Annotated in this window: 17 protein-coding genes; 4 read left to right on the top strand and 13 right to left on the bottom strand. The window is 64.7% G+C overall.

The features are described from left to right. Nucleotides 1-107: 107 nt before the first annotated feature. Nucleotides 108-644, bottom strand: coding sequence for a hypothetical protein (locus QO014_RS05245; RefSeq protein ID WP_266347563.1), 537 nt, complete (start codon nt 642-644; stop codon nt 108-110). A gap of 157 nt (nt 645-801) precedes the next feature. Next, nucleotides 802-1,026 carry a hypothetical protein gene (locus tag QO014_RS05250; protein WP_266347564.1) on the bottom strand — a complete coding sequence of 75 codons (225 nt, stop codon included), beginning with the start codon at nt 1,024-1,026 and terminating at the stop codon, nt 802-804. A gap of 305 nt (nt 1,027-1,331) precedes the next feature. Here QO014_RS05250 and mazG point away from each other — a divergent pair, with 305 nt between their 5' ends. After that, a complete protein-coding gene (gene mazG / locus QO014_RS05255) occupies nt 1,332-2,159 on the top strand; it encodes a nucleoside triphosphate pyrophosphohydrolase (protein ID WP_266347565.1) in 828 nt (275 codons plus the stop codon). 11 nt (nt 2,160-2,170) lie between these two features. Here the strand turns inward: mazG and QO014_RS05260 are convergent, their stop codons facing one another. The 9 genes from QO014_RS05260 to dusB all read right to left on the bottom strand — a co-directional run bounded on the left by QO014_RS05260 (nt 2,171) and on the right by dusB (nt 13,042). After that, nucleotides 2,171-2,854: an HAD-IA family hydrolase gene (locus QO014_RS05260; RefSeq protein WP_266347566.1), complete on the bottom strand. Its 684-nt coding sequence runs from the start codon at nt 2,852-2,854 to the stop codon at nt 2,171-2,173. A 99-nt stretch (nt 2,855-2,953) separates the two neighbouring features. After that, on the bottom strand, nt 2,954-4,336 hold the full coding sequence (hflX, locus tag QO014_RS05265) for a GTPase HflX (protein WP_370877107.1): 1,383 nt from the start codon (nt 4,334-4,336) through the stop codon (nt 2,954-2,956). Nucleotides 4,337-4,345: 9 nt separating this feature from the next. Continuing rightward, complete coding sequence (gene hfq, locus QO014_RS05270; protein ID WP_266347567.1) at nt 4,346-4,600, bottom strand: RNA chaperone Hfq; 255 nt, start codon at nt 4,598-4,600, stop codon at nt 4,346-4,348. 150 nt (nt 4,601-4,750) lie between these two features. Beyond that, entirely contained in the window at nt 4,751-5,629 is an 879-nt protein-coding gene (locus QO014_RS05275) for a D-amino-acid transaminase (RefSeq protein WP_266347568.1), read from the bottom strand. Nucleotides 5,630-5,685: 56 nt separating this feature from the next. After that, nucleotides 5,686-7,050, bottom strand: a complete 1,365-nt coding sequence (ntrX, locus tag QO014_RS05280; protein WP_266347569.1) for a nitrogen assimilation response regulator NtrX — start codon at nt 7,048-7,050, stop codon at nt 5,686-5,688. A gap of 15 nt (nt 7,051-7,065) precedes the next feature. After that, entirely contained in the window at nt 7,066-9,330 is a 2,265-nt protein-coding gene (locus tag QO014_RS05285; protein WP_266347570.1) for a sensor histidine kinase, read from the bottom strand. Nucleotides 9,331-9,460: 130 nt separating this feature from the next. Further along, on the bottom strand, nt 9,461-10,903 hold the full coding sequence (gene ntrC, locus QO014_RS05290; protein ID WP_266347571.1) for a nitrogen regulation protein NR(I): 1,443 nt from the start codon (nt 10,901-10,903) through the stop codon (nt 9,461-9,463). Between the two features lies 1 nt (nt 10,904). Further along, entirely contained in the window at nt 10,905-12,032 is a 1,128-nt protein-coding gene (locus QO014_RS05295; protein WP_266347572.1) for a two-component system sensor histidine kinase NtrB, read from the bottom strand. Continuing rightward, nucleotides 12,029-13,042: a tRNA dihydrouridine synthase DusB gene (gene dusB, locus QO014_RS05300; protein WP_266347798.1), complete on the bottom strand. Its 1,014-nt coding sequence runs from the start codon at nt 13,040-13,042 to the stop codon at nt 12,029-12,031. The genes QO014_RS05295 and dusB overlap by 4 nt, the downstream gene beginning before the upstream one ends. 175 nt (nt 13,043-13,217) lie before the next feature. On the opposite strand from dusB, the gene QO014_RS05305 reads away from it, so the two are divergent. From QO014_RS05305 to QO014_RS05315, 3 genes are read left to right on the top strand one after another with little or no spacing between them, the layout of a single operon-like run. Then, on the top strand, nt 13,218-14,426 hold the full coding sequence (locus QO014_RS05305) for a bifunctional 2-C-methyl-D-erythritol 4-phosphate cytidylyltransferase/2-C-methyl-D-erythritol 2,4-cyclodiphosphate synthase (RefSeq protein WP_266347573.1): 1,209 nt from the start codon (nt 13,218-13,220) through the stop codon (nt 14,424-14,426). Beyond that, nucleotides 14,423-14,926, top strand: coding sequence for a CinA family protein (locus QO014_RS05310; protein ID WP_266347574.1), 504 nt, complete (start codon nt 14,423-14,425; stop codon nt 14,924-14,926). Before QO014_RS05305 ends, QO014_RS05310 begins: the two co-directional genes overlap by 4 nt. A 4-nt stretch (nt 14,927-14,930) precedes the next feature. Further along, the gene (locus QO014_RS05315; protein ID WP_266347575.1) at nt 14,931-15,845 is read left to right on the top strand and encodes a bestrophin family protein; all 915 of its coding nucleotides are present in this window, start codon (nt 14,931-14,933) and stop codon (nt 15,843-15,845) included. Nucleotides 15,846-15,848: 3 nt separating this feature from the next. Here QO014_RS05315 and QO014_RS05320 read toward each other — a convergent pair whose 3' ends face one another. Together QO014_RS05320 and QO014_RS05325 are read right to left on the bottom strand one after the other, a co-directional pair. Then, nucleotides 15,849-18,041, bottom strand: a complete 2,193-nt coding sequence (locus tag QO014_RS05320) for a SulP family inorganic anion transporter (RefSeq protein ID WP_266347576.1) — start codon at nt 18,039-18,041, stop codon at nt 15,849-15,851. A 134-nt stretch (nt 18,042-18,175) separates the two neighbouring features. After that, a complete protein-coding gene (locus QO014_RS05325; RefSeq protein ID WP_266347577.1) occupies nt 18,176-18,643 on the bottom strand; it encodes a type II toxin-antitoxin system RatA family toxin in 468 nt (155 codons plus the stop codon). Nucleotides 18,644-18,648 lie beyond the last annotated feature (5 nt).

The following is an 18,648-nucleotide window of genomic DNA, read 5'->3' on the forward strand; positions in this document are numbered from 1 at the left end:
GAAAGACTTGCGCGACAGCGGCGCACGGCACCGTTCTAGAACGAGATCAGCCGCTGATGAAGCCTCGAGCGATAGGCCATCGCGCTTTCTTTCATTTCTCCCCGCCTTCAGCGGAAGAGACGGTCCACGAGCGGCAGGTCGGTCAGCGCGGCGACCACGCGCTCTGAGGTGCGCCGAAGCATCGAGCGATCGTCAGGCTCCGGGTCGGGCTCGAACATGACGGCCGGAATCGCAGTCGCATCATAGGGCATCGCGGCCACCGGCAGAACGCAATCATCGGTGCAGGGCCGCGGGACAGGGCGCGGCGGAATCGGCGCGGCCTTCGCGGTGTCGGAACGGACGGGCGCCACGAAGACTGCCTTCTGCACCGGCGCCGACTTGGCTGCGGGTGCCGCGATCGTCTCCGCGACGGTCTCGCTCGGCGGTGTCGGCAGGCGATCCGTCTTGGCCGCGCGATTGACGGTCGCGACCTGCCAGGAGCCAACGGTCAAAATCTCCGCCGAGGCGGGCTCGACGGTCTTCGGCGTAGGCTGGGTGAACCAACTCGCGAGCATGATGGCCGCCACCGAGGCTCCGATCTGGAGCGGCAGCCGCGGCAATGCATGGATAAGCTGCGTTCTCACGAACTTTGCGGCACGGATCATGTCAATCTATCCCCTCGCACCATCGGCAGGCGTCTCTATCATCAGGGATAAATTGGCTCCGCGGCGCGAAAGCGGCCCGTTCGCGGTGTTTTCAGGGCAGTTTGTTTCGAACAATTGCCGTGGAACAGTAACCGGATACAAATCACGGATCGGCGCGTCAGGCCTTGCGGGAACGGCGGATCGTGGCGATCGGAACGGGCGGATTGCCGGATTTGGCCGCTATGTCGAGATCCTGCTGCTCGATCATCGTGCGCGCAGGCTCGTCCCCGTCGAGACCGCCCAGTATGTCGCCGGGCACGCGGCGATTGGAGCGCTGGCTGCCATCTTCATAGAAAACGTCGAACAGAACGAAATCGACGCGCGGCGCGGGCTTACGGGCCATGACGGTATCTCCGATATGGTATGGCGTCGAAACAGGTGCCGATGTGCCAGGAGCCGATCCATGAGGGATCGGTGCATGCGCGTCGTGATCGCCCCAGAAACTGCCTCATGCAGTCGGGCCGGTCGTTGCCTGTCGATCGTCGGGTGAATGAGGCGCGCTACGCGCGTGAAGCAGTCGCCCGGATATAGGTGCGATGTTCGGCCTGCGCAATTGGCGGATCGTCGCCGACCGATGTTTTTCGGGCTTCAATCGCCGGCACAAGGCGTTAAGTTCGCCGCCTGACGCTCACCTTGGAGAAAGAACCGATGCAGCCCTCGCGCCATGTCGAGCGCCTGATCGAGATCATGGCCGCGCTCCGCAATCCAGATACGGGCTGTGCCTGGGACAAGGTGCAGACCTTCGAATCGATCGCCCCCTACACGATCGAGGAGGCCTATGAGGTCGCCGATGCGATCGAGCGTGGTGACATGGTCGACCTCCAGGACGAATTGGGCGACCTCCTGTTGCAGGTCGTCTACCACGCGCGCCTTGCCGAGGAGCAAGGTTCGTTTGCCTTTGGCGATGTCGTCATTGCCATCACGTCGAAGATGATCCGTCGCCATCCGCATGTCTTCGGCTCTGAGGAGGCCCGCAGCGCTGGCTCCGCCAAGGGGTTCTGGGAGGCGATCAAGGCTGAGGAGAAACGCCTCCGCGCCGCCCGTCGCGCCGAGGCCGGCATCGACGTTGGGTCACAGCCGAGCCTGCTCGACGATGTCCCGGCCTGCATGACGACGCTCGCCCGTGCGGTCAAGCTGCAGCGCAAGGCAGGCACGGTCGGCTTCGACTGGAACGATCCACGTGCCGTGCTGGCCAAGATCAAGGAGGAGATCGAGGAGGTCGAGGCGGAACTGGATCGGTCGGAGATCGTGGTCGACCGCGTCCAGGATGAAATCGGCGACCTTCTCTTCGCCGTCGCCAATCTGGCGCGGCATCTCGATATCGATCCCGATGCGGCACTGCGCGGCACCAACGACAAGTTCCGCCGTCGCTTCGGCCACATCGAGGCGCGCCTTGCCGAAGATGGCGCGAGCCTAGCCGACACGCCGCTGGAGCGGATGGAGGCTCTCTGGAGCGAGGCGAAGACGCGGGTCTAGTGCCGGCGAGCCTATTGCTCAAACAGGCGCGGCCCCTGCCCGATCCAGATGCCCGCCGCATCGCTCGACGGGCTCAGCTCGTCGAAGCCCGCTATGGTGGTGTGGGGCGTATCAAGGGGTTGGATGTGCGTTGCGCTGATCACGACCACCGTGCCGCCGGAGGCCTCGGCGGCTGCGATGCCGGCGGGAGCATCCTCGAAGATCAAGCAATCGCCTATGTCATAGCCGAGCCGATCGGCAGCGAGCCGGTAGCCGTCCGGATGCGGCTTGCCGCGCGTGACGTCCTCCGCCGTGATCATCAACCGCGGCAGGGCGATGCCGGCGGCGGCGAGGCGAACCTCGGCCAAGGCGCGCGGTGCCGAGGTCACGATGGCCCAGCGCTCCGGCGGCAGGGCCGAGAGAAACGGTATCGCTCCCGGAATTGAATCGACTCCCTCGACATCGGCCATCTCTGCTTCGGAGATCGCGGCGGCCTCCTGCTCGGCATCCACGCCGGGAAGGTCGAGGCCGCGCACCGTATCGACGGCGCGCTTGCCATGCATGGTCGGCAGGAAGGCAGCCACATCCAGGCCATGCGCGCTGGCCCATCGTGTCCAGATGCGCTCCGCCGCCGCGATCGAAGTCAGCACCGTACCGTCCATGTCGAACAGCAAAGCCGCGAAAGCGCGTCCTTCAATCAGAGATATGCCTGCCATGACCGATGGTGCCTTCTTCGCTCGTATGGTTTCACGCGCGCAGGGCACATGGCTGAGCAGAGCCGCGCGCGTGGCTGGTCGACAAGACGGACGACCGTTTCAGGAGAGTGCCACCGCCTTCGGGAAATCCCGATGGAAGGCCTGCTCGTGCTGCGGGGGAACGCGGACGGAGGCAATGGTGCGGCCGTCCTCTTCATCCGCGCGCGACAGCACCTCGCCGAGCTCGTAGAGCCGGTGCAGTTTCGAGAGATCGGCGCCTTCGAGCGAAACCTCAAAGACGAGCCGGTCCTCGTTCAGCCGATCCTCGATCAGTTTCAGCAGCGCCGGGATGCCCTCACCTGTCAGCGCCGAAATCGGAATGATCGCCGGCCGGTCCTTTTCCGCACGCAGCCTGTCCATCGGCCGTGCATCCGGCGGCAGAAGGTCGATCTTGTTCCAGACCTCGACGATCCGGTCGGAATTGCTGGTGTCGACGCCGAGTTGCTCCAGCACGCTGATGACGTCGCGCGCCTGCGCTTCGCTGTCCTCATGCGCGATATCGCGGACATGGAGGATCAGCGATGCCTCGATCACCTCTTCCAGCGTGGCGCGGAACGCCGCGACAAGATGGGTCGGCAGGTCTGAGATGAACCCCACTGTGTCGGAGAGGATCACCTCGGCACCGTGCGGCAGAACGAGCCGGCGCAGGGTCGGGTCGAGCGTCGCGAACAGCAGGTCCTTGGCGAGAATGTCGGCATGGGTCAGCGCGTTGAACAGCGTCGACTTGCCGGCATTGGTGTAGCCGACCAGCGCCACGATCGGATGTGGCACCTTGCGACGGTTCTCGCGCTGCAGGCGGCGGGTGCGCACGACGGTTTCGAGCTCGTGCTCGATGCGCGATATGCGCTCCTGCAACGCGCGCCGATCCGCCTCGATCTGCGTTTCACCGGGGCCACCGAGGAAGCCGAAGCCACCGCGCTGGCGCTCAAGGTGGGTCCAACTACGGACGAGCCGGCTCTTCTGGTAGTTCAGATGCGCGAGCTCGACCTGCAGCGTGCCTTCGCGCGTCTGCGCGCGCTCGCCGAAGATCTCCAGGATCAGGCCGGTCCGGTCGATAACCTTCGCGTCCCAGGCTTTTTCGAGATTGCGCTGCTGCACGGGCGACAGAACGTGATCGACGAAGACGAGGCCGGCATGTTCCGCCTTCACGCGTGCCGCGATTTCCTCGACCTTGCCGGTGCCGAAGAGCGTGGCCGGGCGCAGCGTGGAGAGCGGCACGGCCACGCCGTCGACCACGTCGAGGTCGATGGCGCGCGCAAGGCCAACCGCCTCGTCGATGCGCGCGGCCGTGCTTCGCTCCGGCGCATGCGTGTCGCCCTCGGTGCGGCGACGGCGGGTCGAACGGATCGGAACGAGAACGAGCACGCGATCAGGCACGCGCTCCTCGATGGTTTCGACGGCAGGCGCCGCGATCCCTTCGGCCTCTTCAGGTGATTCGATGATGTTGTTCAATCAGGCTCCAGACCGATCGCCCTCTTCGCCCGGCTCGAAGAGCTGGACGGGAGCACCCGGCATGATGGTTGAGATGGCATGCTTATAGACGAGCTGCGAATGCCCATCGCGACGCAGAAGGACGCAGAAATTGTCGAACCAGGTCACGATTCCTTGCAGTTTCACGCCATTGACCAGGAAGATGGTCAGCGGAATCTTGCTCTTGCGGACGTGGTTCAGAAAAGTGTCTTGGAGATTTTGTGCGCGGTCAGCCATTCTTGTCTCTCATGCTTTGACCTTGTTGGGGACATGCGTCCCGACGGGCGGCTGGTTCCGACCCTTGATATTAGTTTGCCCGGTTAATGGCTGCACGTCACCCAAGAAATGTGCCGCGACCCGTTTTGAACGCTGATCGTGCTCTTCCGGTCAGCGCCCGCGGGACCATATCGGCGCCTGCGCCGCAAAATCATGGAAGCGCTGCCGCAACTGCGTCGCGACAATGCCGGGCGCCCCATTTGCGACCGGGGCTCCATCGATCTGCACGACGGGCATGACGAGCGTCGTCGCGGCCGTGATGAAGGCCTCTCGTGCCGTCTTTGCCTCTTCGAGGCTGAACGCCCGTTCCTCGACGTTCAATCCGTCCGCCGCTGCCAGATCGAGAATGACCGAGCGGGTGATGCCGCGCAGAATGCCGCTCTCGGCCGGACGCGTGACGATGACGCCGTCCTTCGTCACGATCCAGGCGTTGGTCGACGATCCCTCGGTCACATTGCCATCGGCATCGACAAACCAGGCCTCATAGGCGCCGGCCTCCTTGGCGGCCTGCTTGGCGAGAACGTTCGGCAGCAGGCCGACCGTCTTGATGTCGACCCGATCCCAGCGATTCTCGGGAACGGTGATGACCGCGACACCCTTCTCGGCGCGCGCATCGCTCGCGGATCGCGAGGCCGAGCGCGATGTCACGACCAGCGAAGACGGGGTGCCGGGCGCCGGGAAGAGATGATTGCGCGGGGCGACCCCGCGAGTGACCTGAAGGTAGACGAGCCCGTCGCGCACCATGTTGCGCCGGACCACTTCACGTAGCACCACACCGAGCGCCGACAATGGCATCGGCAGGTCGATGCGCAGTTCCGCCAGCGAGCGCTCAAGGCGCGCCATGTGCCGCTCTTCGTCGATCAGGCGACCACTGCGGACCTCACAGACCTCATAGACTCCATCAGCGAACTGATAGCCGCGATCCTCGATATGGATGGCTGCATCGGCATGGCGGATATAGCGGCCGTTGACATAGGCAAAGCGCGACATGGAGGGCGTTCTCGAGGGGGAGGATTGAAGGAACTATGGCGAGCCGGTCGCCGGCGTCAACCGACGCCGAGCGACTTCAGCTTGCGATGCAGCGCCGAGCGCTCCATGCCGACGAATTCGGCCGTCCGCGAAATATTGCCGCCGAAGCGGTTGACCTGCGCGGTAAGATATTCGCGCTCGAAGATCTCGCGCGCATCGCGCAGCGGCAGCGACATCAGATGCTCACCACCACGGTTCGGCGTCGTCGGCAGCATCTCGCCCACTTCCGGCGGCAGCATGTCGGCGCTGATCGCCTGGCTCTCGTCGCCGCGCGCCAGAATGAGCAGACGTTCGATATTGTTGCGGAGCTGGCGGATATTGCCGGGCCAATCATGCGCCTGGAGCACGGCCAGCGCATCCTCCCCGACCTGGCGCACGGGCAGGCCGGTCGAGCGCGAGATCTGCTCGATGAAATGGTTGACGAGTTCCGGCACGTCGTCGCGGCGCTCCGCCAGCGCCGGCACGCGCAGCGGCACGACCGACAGGCGATGGAACAGATCCTCGCGGAACGTTCCCTCCTGGATTTCACGTTCCAGATCGCGCGCCGTGGACGAGATGATGCGGACATCGACACTGACGCGGGTGGCCCCGCCAACGCGCTGGAACGTCTGGTCGATCAGCACGCGCAGGATCTTGCCCTGTGTTTCGCGCGGCATGTCAGCGACTTCATCGAGATAGAGCGTGCCGCCATGGGCCTCTTCGAGCGCGCCGACCTTCCGCGCCGAGCCACCGCCATTCTCCGTGCCGAACAATTCGTGTTCCATCCGGTCCGGCGTGATCGCGGCCGCGTTCAGAACGATGAAGGGGCCAGCCGAACGATGCGAGGCGTCATGGATCGCCCGCGCCACCGTCTCCTTGCCGGCACCCGAGGGGCCGGAGATCATGATGCGGCTGTTGGTCGGCGCCACGCGGTCGATCGTCTGGCGCAGATGGTTCATCGCGATCGACGAGCCGACCAGCGCGTTGGAATTGCCCTGCTTCTCGCGCAGGTCGCGCAGTTCGCGACGGAGCTTCGAGGCTTCGAGCGCACGCTCGGCGATCAGCACCAGCCGGTCGGCCTTGAACGGCTTCTCGATATAGTCATACGCGCCGCGCTTGATGGCGGAGACGGCTGTCTCGATGTTGCCGTGGCCAGAGATCATCACCACGGGCAGGTCTGGATGCTGCGCCTTGATCATGTCGAGCAGCGTGAGGCCGTCGATCCTGCTGCCGGTCAACCATATGTCGAGGAAGACGAGCGTCGGCCGCCGCTTGGCGATTTCGGCCAACGCCGTATCGGTATCGCCGGCCGTCCGCGTGCCGTGACCTTCGTCTTCGAGAATGCCCGCCACGAGACCGCGAATATCGGCTTCGTCGTCAATGATCAGAATATCGGACGCCATGATTTCTCGTCTTTGTCAGGCTTGTGGTGAATTCACAGGAGCGTCGCCGTCGCGTCGCGCCGAATGAGGAAGCGTGATGCGCACCATCGCGCCGCGGCCGCCATGGGCGACCTCCGGCGAATCGAGCAGCTCGATATGGCCGCCATGCTCCTCGACGATCTTGGTGACGATCGCGAGGCCGAGGCCGGTGCCCTTCTCGCGCGTCGTCATATAGGGCTCCAGCAGGCGATGACGATTCTCGACCGGCAGCCCTATGCCGGTGTCGATCACCTCGACAATGTTGTTCTCACCCTCGACCCGGCCTCGCACCGTGATCTTGGGCGTGCCCCGCTCGGCGACATCAAGGGCCGTGATCGCCTCGCTGGCGTTCTTCACCAGATTGGTGAAGACCTGCGAGATCAGCCGTGGATCGAAACGGCCCATCATCGGCTCCTCCGGCATGTCGATCTCAAAGGCGATGTCGGGGTGGGCGACTTCCATCAGGAAGACGGCCTCGCGCGCCGCCTCGCCGATATTGCGTTCCTCGAAGGCCGGTTTCGGCATGCGGGCGAAGGAGGAGAACTCGTCGACCATGCGCCCGATATCGCCGACCTGGCGGATGATGGTGTCGGTGCACTGGTCGAAGACCTCGCGGCCTTCGGTGATGTTCTTGCCGAAGCGCCGCTTGAGCCGCTCGGCCGAAAGCTGGATCGGCGTCAGCGGGTTCTTGATTTCATGTGCAATGCGCCGCGCGACATCGGCCCAGGCGGAGCTGCGCTGCGCCGTCACCAGATCCGTGATGTCGTCGAGCGTGATGACATAGCCGTGCTGGGCCGTATCGGATTCCTCGGTCGTGACGCGGACATTGATGGCGCGTTCGCGGCCGGCGCGAACGATCGAAACCTGATCGCGATGCTCTGGCCGATAGCTGTCGTTGAGCGCCGCCTCGACCGTATGGCGCAGTTCGGGCGCAACTTCGACGATCGGCTTGCCCAGCACATCGCTCGCCGTATTGGCCAGCAGGCGCAGCGCGCCGCGATTGGCGATCGTGACGACACCGGTTGCATCGGTACCCACCACGCCCGCGCTGACGCCCGCCAGCACGGCCTCGGAGAAACGGCGGCGCGCATCGATCTGCTCGCTCGCCGCCACGATCTCGGCCCGCTGGGTCCGGAGCTCAGCCGCCATGGTGTTGAAGGTCGCGCCCAGGGCGCCGAGATCGCCATCGGCGCTGCGGAACGGCACCGTCACTTCGAGATTGCCCCGACCGATCTCGTCGGCCGCATCGATCAATTGCCGGATGGGCGCGACCAGCCGGTTCGCAAAGCCGATGCCGAGCCAGATCGCCGAGAGCAGCACCACGAGCGCGAGGCCGAGATAGAGCAGGCCGAACGCGATCTGTGCGCCGAGCCGGCTCGCAGCGAGATTGCTGTACTCCGCCACACTCGCCGACGTCTCGGCGATGTAGCGCATGACCTTCGGATCGATCTCGCGGGCGATGTAGAGATAGACGTCGACGTAATTGTCGAGCTTGGCGACCGCGCCGACCACATTGGTGATACCGGGCGCGATCAGGATCGGCTCGCCGCTGCTCTTGGCGGCTCGCTCCAGCGCATCCTTGGGCGGGGGCGGGAAATTGGTCGAGAACTGATATTCGGCCTGCGCCAGCATGGTGCCGTCGGGCTTGACCAGATAGACGCCCGGCACGCCGCGCAGCGCCGCGATCGAGTTCATGAAATTCTGGAATCGGTCAGGGCTTTCGGCCAGCAGCGGCTGTGCGCGCTCGAAATCACCCTTCAAGCCGAGAATGTCGCCCTTGAGCGTGCGCGCATGTTCGTCGGCATAGGCTTGCGCGATCGAGAGCGAGGTATCGATGATGGCGCGCGTGCGTTGCGAGAACCAATGGTCCAGGCCCCGATTGAGGGTCACGCTGGCGACGACAGCCACGACGATCGCCGGCACGATCGCGACGATGCTGAAGAGACCGACAATGCGGATATGCAGGCGTGCCGCCGCACGGCCGCGCTTGCGCGCCCGGATCAGCATGGCGATCTCGAGCGCCGTCTCGCCGATCAGCAGCGCCGTCAGCACGCCATTGATGCCGAGCGCCCAGAGCACGACCGAATCGGTCGGCTCGACCGGCGTCAGACCCATCAGAACGAAAAAGCTGATGCAGGCACAGGATAGCGCGAGCACCACGGTGACATAGCCCGCACCACGCACGGTCAGCCGCCGTTTCGCGGGCTTGTGCGGCGCGGGTGGGACGTATTCCGTGCGATGGGCGTCGGCGATCGCGGTCATGTCGCGACACCGTCACGCTGTCGTTGCAGCATGCTCGACTCTGGTCCGAATCCTATCATGGCTCGGACACTGAGACCGAATTGCAACAGCAATGTGGCGGACCGGCAACAGCCGATCCGGGTAAGGCAACTCAGCGCGAGCTGCGGATGACCTGGACGTCGAGGTCGCGGATCTTCTTGCGCAGCGTGTTGCGGTTGACGCCGAGCAGTTCTGCCGCCTTGATCTGGTTGCCCCGCGTCGCCGCCAGCGCCGTGCTGATCAGCGGATATTCGACCTCGCGCAGGATGCGATGATAGAGGCCGGGCGGCGGCAGCGCGTCGCCGAAGCCCTGGAAATAGGCCGCGAGGTGGCGCTCCATCGATCCGGACAGCGTGTCGTCGGTCGCCGACTCGGGCGATGACAGCGTCACGGCCGGCTGGTCGAGCTCCGTCTCGATGATGTTCTCGGTGATGGTGTCCTGCGGATAGAGTGCCGCCAGGCGACGGATCAGATTCTCCAGCTCGCGCACATTGCCGGGCCAGCGATAGCGCTTCAGCCGCTCGACGGCCGCTGGCTCGATCTGCTTGTGCGGCAGGCCTTCCTTTTCCACCATCGTGAAGAAATGGCGGACGAGATCGGGAATGTCCTCGGAGCGTTCGCGCAGGCCCGGCAGGCGGATCGGCACAACGTTCAGGCGGAAGAACAGATCCTCGCGGAACAGGCCCTGATTGATCAGGATGCGCAGGTCCTTGTTGGTCGCCGCGATGATGCGGACGTCGGTCTTGATCGGTGTGCGGCCGCCGACGGTCGTATATTCGCCCTGCTGCAGCACGCGCAGCAGGCGGGTCTGCGCCTCCATCGGCATGTCGCCGATCTCGTCGAGGAAGAGCGTGCCGCCCTCTGCCTGTTCGAAGCGTCCGGCGGAACGGGCCTGCGCGCCCGTGAAGGCGCCCTTCTCGTGGCCGAACAGTTCGCTCTCGATCAGGTCGCGCGGAATGGCCGCCATGTTGATCGCGACGAAGGGCCCGGTGCGGCGCTTGCCATAGTCATGCAGCGCGCGGGCAACCAGCTCCTTGCCGGTGCCGGATTCGCCCGAGATCATGACGGTCAGGTCCGTCTGCATCAGGCGCGCCAGCACGCGGTAGATGTCCTGCATGGCCGGCGAGCGCCCGACGAGCGGGATATTCTCACCGCCCTCGTCGACCCGCGCGTCCTGGCGCCGCAGCTTCGGCTCGGCCAGCGCACGGCCGACGATCGAGATCAGCTCCTTCAGGTCGAAGGGCTTCGGCAGATATTCATAAGCGCCCCGCTCGGAAGCGCGGATCGCCGTCATGAAGGTGTTCTGCGCGCTCATGACGATGACGGGCAGCTCCGGCCGCGCGCGCTTGATGCGCGGCAGCAAGTCGAAGGCGTTTTCATCCGGCATGATCACATCGGTGATCACGAGGTCGCCCTCGCCCTGGCTGACCCAGCGCCATAGCGTGGCGGCGTTGGATGTGAGCCTGACTTCATAGCCGGCGCGGGACAGCGCCTGGTTCAGAACGGTGCGGATCGCCGCATCGTCATCGGCCACGAGAATGTTGCCGATCGGCATCTCATTCATCCTTGTCTGAGGTCATGACGCCCGGATAGGCGGGCAACAGCACGCGGAAAGTCGTTCGGCCCGGCTGGGACTCGCATTCGATGACGCCGCCATGGTCGCCGATGATCTTGGCGACCAGGGCCAGACCGAGGCCGCTGCCATTGGTCTTCGTCGTCACGAATGGATCGAACAGATGCGGCAGCATGTCGGCCGGTACGCCCGGTCCATTGTCACGCACCGAGAACTCCAACGGCAGCGTGACCCGGTTTGCCGAGCCCGGCACCGAGAGCCGAATGCCGGGGCGGAAAGCGGTCGTCAGCATGATCTCGCCGTCATCATCGTCGCCGATCGCTTCGGCTGCGTTCTTGATCAGGTTCAGGAACACCTGAATCAGTTGGTCGCGGTTCGCATAGACCGGCGGCAGCGACGGGTCATATTCCTCGGTGATGCGGATCGAGCGGGCAAAGCCCGACTGCGCCAGCCGCTTCACATGCTCGAGCACGACATGGATGTTGACAGGCTCGCGCTCGATCGGCCGCTCGTCGGAGAAGACTTCCATGCGGTCGACCAGCTTTACGATCCGGTCTGCCTCGTCGCAGATCAGCCGGGTCAGAGCGCGGTCATTGTCGTCGACCGAGGATTCGAGCAGCTGCGCGGCGCCGCGAATGCCCGAAAGCGGGTTCTTGATCTCGTGCGCCAGCATGGCGGCGAGGCCCGTGACCGAGCGCGCCGCGCCGCGATGGGTCAACTGGCGGTCGATCTTCTCCGCCATCGTCCGCTCCTGCAGCATCACGACGACATGGTTGGGCTTTTCGAGGATCGGCGAGGCGTAGATGTCGACGATACGCTCGCTGCCGTTCCTGGGCGTGCCGACATCGACGCGATACTCGTTGACGGCCGAACCACGCATGCGGACCTGGTCGATCAGCGCAAGCAGCGGGCTGCCGAAGGGTACGAAACTGGCGATCGGTTGGCGACGAAGCATCGCGACCGAGACCTGGAAGAAGTCCTGCGCCGCGCCGTTCGCCTCGGTGACGTGGCCCTTCTCGTCGACGAGAAGCACGGGGTGGGGCAGAGCGTCGAGGAGCAGGAGCGCGTTGCTCTCCGCGCCGCGTGGTTGGGCCGGTGACGAGCCGCTCATGCCGCCCTCCTGGTTTCGGCGCCACCGAGATGGTGCCGGATGAGAGAAACGACGCGCGCGGGATGGTTCTCGGTCATGATCGCGAGACGCGCGGCGGGGTCGATGTTCATGCCCTCGGACTTCATGGCCTCCATCATCCAGCCAAGATGCTTGCGTGCGTTGCGTACGCCGAGGATCGGGCCGTAAAGCGCGATCATCTCTTCGTAATGCGAAACAGCCAGCTCGATCAGCGCCTCGCCCTGCGGCTGGGCCGGCATGGCGCCGGTCCGGCAGTAGGTGGCCAGATGGCCCGGCAGCCAGGGGCGGCCATAGGCGCCGCGCCCGACCATGACGCCGTCGGCGCCGGAGAGGCGCAGGATACGATCGAGATCGTCCGGCCCCTCGACGTCGCCATTGGCGATCAACGGGATGGATATGGCGGCCTTGACGGCAGCGATCTTCGACCAATCCGCCCTGCCCTTATAGAACTGGCAGCGCGTGCGCCCATGCACCGTCACCATGGCGATGCCGGCGGACTCCGCGCGGCGCGCGAGCTCCGGCGCGTTGATGCTGTTGTCGTCCCAGCCGAGACGCATCTTGAGCGTCACCGGCACCGGGCTCGCCGCGACTGTCGCATCGATCAGCGTCAGCGCGTGGTCGAGATCGCGCATCAGCGCCGAACCGGAATAGCCGGTGGTCACGCGCTTGGCGGGGCAACCCATGTTGATGTCGATGATATCGGCGCCGGCATCGGCCGCGGCGCGCGCGCCTTCCGCCATCCAGTGCGCTTCACGGCCGGCAAGCTGCACGACATGCAGCCCGTTGCCCGTCGCCTCGGCGCGCATGACCGTCTCGGGATTGCCGTCGGCGAGTTCCTCGCTTGCCACCATTTCCGAGACGACCATACCGGCGCCATGCGCAGCCGCGATCCGCCGGAACGGCCGATCGGACACGCCGGACATGGGCGCGAGAATGATCCGATTGGCGATTGTGACGCCACCGATCGCGAGCGGTTCGGCCAAGCGGGCTATGGGGGTCGAGTTTTCAGTCAAATGACTACCGAATAGGCACCCTAGTTGATGCCCACATATTAGTCAGGGATTGTTCCGCGGCAAGAGACTTGTTGCACCGCGAACCGAAATCTCCGATCCATGCCGACATTGCACCCTGCCGCGCCCCGCAGCGTGGCTGACGGAACCATCGACCATGCCCGAATTTCCGCCGAAATCCGCCATTGCCGCGCTGATCGTCGCGGCGGGCCGAGGTATACGCGCTGGGGGCGATATTCCGAAGCAATATCGAAAGATCGGCGGAAAAGCGATTCTTGCGCGCACCGCAGAGTTGCTTGCGGCGCATCCTGGCGTTGAACAGGTTCTGATCGTCGTGCATCCCGACGATGCGCCGCTTTATGCGTCGGACATCGGCACCCTGCCCGGCCTGCTACCACCCGTGCTCGGCGGGGAGACCCGCCAGCAATCGGTTCTACGGGGCCTGGAGGCCCTGGAGGCGGCCGGCGCACGCTATGTGCTCATCCATGATGCTGTTCGTCCCTTTGCCTCGCCGGCGCTCATCGACCGCGTGATTGCGGCACTCGAGACGCATGACGCCGTGCTCGCCGCCTCGGCCGTGACCGATACGCTGAAGAGCGCCGACAGCGGCGCGATCGTGACCGGCACTGTACCGCGAGAGGGGCTGCACGCCGCCGAGACGCCGCAGGCCTTCCGTCTGTCCACCATCCTGGACGCCCATCGCCGCGCTGCCGCAGCCAGCATCCCCGTGACCGACGATGCCGCGATTGCCGAATGGGCCGGCATTCCAGTCCACATCGTCACGGGCGAACGCACCAACATCAAGCTGACCACGCCGGAGGATATCGAGCATGCGGACAGGCGCCTCAGGCAGGAGGCTCTTCTGGTGAATGGAGAGACCCGTGTCGGCACCGGCTACGATGTGCACCCCTTCACCGAAGGCGATGGCGTCTGGCTTGGCGGCATCAAGATTGCGCATGACAGGAAGCTCGCGGGTCATTCCGACGCCGATGTCGCGCTGCATGCGCTAACCGACGCCGTGCTCGGCGCAATCGCCGATGGCGATATCGGCTCGCATTTCCCGCCTTCCGACCCGCAATGGCGTGGCGCCTCGTCGGATCGCTTCCTGGCGCATGCCGTTGCACTCGTGAAGGCGCGCGGCGGGCGGATCGTGCATCTCGATCTTGCCATCGTCGCGGAGGCGCCGAAGATCGGCCCGCATCGCGACGCCATGCGCGCCCGCATCGCCGAGATTGCAGGCATCGGCATCGACCGGGTCGGCGTCAAGGCGACGACGAACGAGAAGATGGGCTTTGTCGGCCGTGGCGAAGGCATCGCCGCGATCGGGACCGCCACCATTCGCCTGCCGTTCCCGGAGGACGCATGACCGATTTGACACCGCTCGGCCCCGACGCCGAGGCCCTGATCAAGCTCTGCATCGCGCGCGGACTGACGGTCGCGACGGCCGAATCCTGCACCGGCGGGTTGATCGCTGGAACGCTGACGGAAATTTCTGGCTCGTCGGCCGTCGTCGACCGGGGCTTCGTCACCTATTCGAACGGCGCCAAGGCCGCCATGCTCGGCGTGCCGAGCGAACTGATCGGGCGTGTTGGCGCGGTCAGTGAGGAAGTCGCGCGCGCCATGGTCAATGGCGCCCTCGCCCATTCGCCCGCCGATCTCGCTGTGGCCGTGACGGGGATAGCCGGCCCGGGTGGCGGTAGCGCCGAGAAACCGGTCGGTCTCGTTCATTTCGCCGTCCAGCGCCGCGGAAAGCCCGAGCGGCATGCCTCGCATGTCTTTGCCGGGCTCGATCGCTCCGGCGTGCGCTTCGCGACCGTCGCCGAGGCGCTGAAACTACTGCGCGAGACGGCGCTCGCCGAGGAATAGTCTCATGATCGTCCGCAAGCGCCCGAACTGGCTCGGCATGCTGCTGGTCTGGCGCGGTTCGGTCCTGCCCGACATCCTGCCGCAGCTCGTGCTCACGACCGCCTTCGCAGCCCTGGTGACGGTGCTGCACGGCCAGCTGTTTTCCTTCAAGGTGACGCTCACCTTCGTGCCGTTCTCGCTGATCGGCATCGCGATCGCGATCTTCCTCGGCTTCCGCAACAGCGCGAGTTATGAGCGTTTTTGGGAGGCGCGCAAACAATGGGGCGCGCTGATGATCCATTCGCGCTCACTCGCCCGCCAGATCATGACGCTGCAGGACGATCCTGCCGCCGTGAAGCCGATCGTCTATGCTCAGATCGCCTTTGTTCAGGCGCTGCGTCATCAATTGCGGCGGACGGATCCCCTCCCCGATCTCCGCAAACTCCTCCCGGCGGATTTCGTCGAGGGCACGCTGGCGAAGGCGGAGTTCCGCCCCGCACTGATCCTGCTTCACATTGGCGGCCTCGTCGCCGAGCTCCGCCGCGCCGGTCGGATCGACCCTGTCCTGGTCAATGCGGTGGAGCGCCATCTCGACGCGCTTTCCGACGTGCTGGGCGCCTGCGAACGGATCGCCGGCACGCCGATTCCGTTCACCTATTCGGTGATCATCCACCGCACGATCTATCTCTACAGCTTCCTGCTGCCGTTCGGCCTCGTCGATTCGATCGGCCTGCTGACGCCGCTCGTTGTCGCCTTCCTGGCCTATACGTTCTACGCGCTGGAAGCCCTCAGCGATCAGCTCGAGGAGCCCTTCGGGACGGCCGCGAACGATCTCGCCCTCGACGCCATGGCGACGACGATCGAGACGAGCCTGCGGGAAATGCTGGGCGAGACGGACCTGCCGAAGCCGCACAAACCGAAGAACTACGTGCTGAGCTGAAGGTTAGTCCGCGAGAAAGCCAACCAGCCGATTGGTCACCGTCAGGCGGCGTGACAGCAGCGCTGCCATGGCGGTATGGAAGCCGACCGCGGCTTCGGGCAGTTCGACGGCAAGCCGGCCAAGGTCCTCGCGCGAGAAGCGCCAAACCACGAGGGCATCCCTTGCCACGATCGACGCCGACCGGGGTTCCTGCAAATAGAACGATATCTCGCCGACAGCATCACCCGGACCAACCATAGCCAGGGCAATGGGCGTTCCTGCATCGCCGGCCATCTCGACAGTCGCGGTTCCGGATTCGATGAAGAAGATGTCTCTCGATGCACCGCCCTCGACAATCAGAGCACTGCCGGCCGCGACATCGAGCCTCTCGCAATAGGCCTCGATCGCCGTGGCGAGCGAATCCTGCCGGAGGAACGCCTGCAGAAGGGTGTGCAGCGTCCAGCCTTCGGCCGGCGCCAGCGTATCGGTTTGCAGCCGCGCCAGCAGCGCATCTTCGCTCCAGCGCAGGCCTCGTTCCAGATCCGGTTCGATCCGCACCGGACTACCATCGCCCACTGTAAGCCCATTTCGGAGCAATGCCTGTCGCGCCCGCTCTGACAGGCCAGTCAGGACGACAGCGAATTCGCGTTTAGCCGCAACCTGGCTGAGGCGGACGAAACTCTGAACCGCCGACGAATCCATGCCCGATACACGACGAAAATCGATGACGAGAAATTGCGCGCCCGCGTCCATCCGATCCTGCACGCGCTTGCGCAATCGGTCCGCCGTGCCGAAGAACAGGAAGCCCTGCAGCCGGACGATGACGATCCCCGTGCCATGCTGGCGAAGCAGCTCCTGCCTGCGTCCGGAGACGTGTCCGCCTGTGTTCCAGTCGGCACCGGTCAGTTCATGACGAACGATATCGACGCGGCCATATTGGAACGCAAAGAGGAAGATCGCGGCAATCAGCCCGACGAGAATCCCGACCGGGAAACTCACCAGCACGATCACGAGGCCAATCAGCAGGATCACGGCGTATTCGAACGGATCGAGCCGGCGGCGCGCCCGGATGAGCCAATCATACATCAGTGAGCCACCGACCCAGACCAGGATCGCGCCAAGCAGGATCGCCGGAACGGCGTCGAGCAGGAGGCTGCCCAGCATCAGGGCGCTGAGCGTCATCACCGCGACGATGATGCCGACCCATTTGCTGCTCGCGTTCAACTGGTGGATGATCAACGTCAGCGAGACTGACGAATAGCCGGGCATTCCGCCACCGACGCCGACCAGCAAGTTCATCCAGCCGTTGGACCGCATCTCCCGATCGAGGTCCATGTCACGATTGGCGTGGAGTTCGATTCCGGTCGTGTTCATGAGCAGGGCCACGATCGTGATGACGATCACGATCGGCAGCGTGAACATGCCGCTCCATACCGCGTGCCAATCGACCGAGGCGAATGCGGACAGCCGGACCGGCGGCCAGAAATTGCCGGCCTCGGGCATGCGCATCAGCCAGCCGGACGCGCGAAACGGTTCGTAGCCCTGCCCCGCAATCAAGACGACGAGATTGAAGACGACAAGAACGGCCAGCAGGAGCGCCGGTACGGCAAAGGCACTGTTGAAGACGCGCTCCGTCACGAACAGCGCCACAACCAGGGCGGTCATCAACCCCAATTGCAGCAGCAAGGGAGCGTGAAGCAATTGCGGCAGCAAAGCCCATGAGGGCTCATGCCCGGTTGTCACGCTGACGCCGCCGAGAACGATCAGCCAGCCGGTTCCGGCAAGGAAGCCGGCAATGACCGGATAGGGCGTGAAGCGGATCAGCCCGCCAAGGCGGCAATAGCCAAGAATGAGCGTCGCAAGTGCCGTCGCCAGCGTAGCAATCGCCACGGCCGCGAAAATCGTCGCCGCCCGCGCCTCTCCGACCACCGAAGGTTCGATCGCAGCAGCCACGGCCGAGACGACCGAGACCATGGCGACGACAGGGATTTCCTGCACGATCGCGATGATGTCGGTGTTCGATTTCTGAAGCACGCCGAAGATGGTCATCACGGTGGTTGAGAACAGCGCCAGACCAAGGGCAGCCGGCATCAACCCCTGAAGGTCACCGGAAAACAGCAGGCTGCCATGGCCGATCGTGACGACGATCGCCAAAAAACCACACACGATTCCAGCGACGAGCACTGCGAGAACGTGACCGAGGGGTGATGGGGGCATGGAGCTTCATGTGCGAGAGCAAGCAGCGCGAACAAATTTGTCCAGCACAACTCAGATGAAGTCAACGCCACCGCGCATGTCGGACTCTATCGCGGCAAGGCCGAATGCGACGCTCAACGGATAGGCGGCGGCGATCACGCGGATGGAAGCGCCGCCTTGCCGTAGATTTCATCCGCGCGCTTTTCGAAAGCGTCGGCGAATTTGCGAAAAGCCTTGTCGAACACTGCGCCCATCAGGGTCGAGAGCGTGCGCGAGCGGAATTCATAGTCGATCGAGAAGCGAATGACTGAGTGTTCGGCATCGATGGCCGCAAAGCTCCAGATGTTCTCCAGATGCTTGAACGGACCGTCGAGGTAATCCGCACGGATCGTCGAGCCGAGGCGGTCGAGCACGACCTTGGTCGTGAAGGTCTCGCGCACGATCTTGTAGGCGACAGTCATGTCGGCGACCAGAACCTCGCGCGCCGCATCCTGCTGCCGGCCCCGCACGATCAGGCGCTCGCAGAGCGGCACGAATTTGGGATACTGCTCGACATCGGCGACGAGCGCGAACATCTCGTCGGCCGAATGAGCGACGCGCCGCTCGGTCTTGAAACTGGGCATCGTCC

This window comes from Kaistia dalseonensis, from assembly GCF_030814715.1.
In the GTDB taxonomy this organism is placed as follows: domain Bacteria; phylum Pseudomonadota; class Alphaproteobacteria; order Rhizobiales; family Kaistiaceae; genus Kaistia; species Kaistia dalseonensis.

What these genes read in the sequence shown, in the direction of transcription:
- QO014_RS05325 (WP_266347577.1), bottom strand. Translation starts at nt 18,643, where the DNA reads ATGCCCAGTTTCAAGACCGAGCGGCGCGTCGCTCATTCGGCCGACGAG.
- QO014_RS05275 (WP_266347568.1), bottom strand. Translation starts at nt 5,629, where the DNA reads ATGTCGCGCTTTGCCTATGTCAACGGCCGCTATATCCGCCATGCCGAT.
- QO014_RS05260 (WP_266347566.1), bottom strand. Translation starts at nt 2,854, where the DNA reads ATGGCAGGCATATCTCTGATTGAAGGACGCGCTTTCGCGGCTTTGCTG.
- QO014_RS05315 (WP_266347575.1), top strand. Translation starts at nt 14,931, where the DNA reads ATGATCGTCCGCAAGCGCCCGAACTGGCTCGGCATGCTGCTGGTCTGG.
- QO014_RS05305 (WP_266347573.1), top strand. Translation starts at nt 13,218, where the DNA reads ATGCCCGAATTTCCGCCGAAATCCGCCATTGCCGCGCTGATCGTCGCG.
- QO014_RS05320 (WP_266347576.1), bottom strand. Translation starts at nt 18,041, where the DNA reads ATGCCCCCATCACCCCTCGGTCACGTTCTCGCAGTGCTCGTCGCTGGA.
- QO014_RS05245 (WP_266347563.1), bottom strand. Translation starts at nt 644, where the DNA reads ATGATCCGTGCCGCAAAGTTCGTGAGAACGCAGCTTATCCATGCATTG.
- ntrC (WP_266347571.1), bottom strand. Translation starts at nt 10,903, where the DNA reads ATGCCGATCGGCAACATTCTCGTGGCCGATGACGATGCGGCGATCCGC.
- QO014_RS05285 (WP_266347570.1), bottom strand. Translation starts at nt 9,330, where the DNA reads ATGACCGCGATCGCCGACGCCCATCGCACGGAATACGTCCCACCCGCG.
- ntrX (WP_266347569.1), bottom strand. Translation starts at nt 7,050, where the DNA reads ATGGCGTCCGATATTCTGATCATTGACGACGAAGCCGATATTCGCGGT.
- mazG (WP_266347565.1), top strand. Translation starts at nt 1,332, where the DNA reads ATGCAGCCCTCGCGCCATGTCGAGCGCCTGATCGAGATCATGGCCGCG.
- QO014_RS05295 (WP_266347572.1), bottom strand. Translation starts at nt 12,032, where the DNA reads ATGAGCGGCTCGTCACCGGCCCAACCACGCGGCGCGGAGAGCAACGCG.
- QO014_RS05250 (WP_266347564.1), bottom strand. Translation starts at nt 1,026, where the DNA reads ATGGCCCGTAAGCCCGCGCCGCGCGTCGATTTCGTTCTGTTCGACGTT.
- QO014_RS05310 (WP_266347574.1), top strand. Translation starts at nt 14,423, where the DNA reads ATGACCGATTTGACACCGCTCGGCCCCGACGCCGAGGCCCTGATCAAG.
- hfq (WP_266347567.1), bottom strand. Translation starts at nt 4,600, where the DNA reads ATGGCTGACCGCGCACAAAATCTCCAAGACACTTTTCTGAACCACGTC.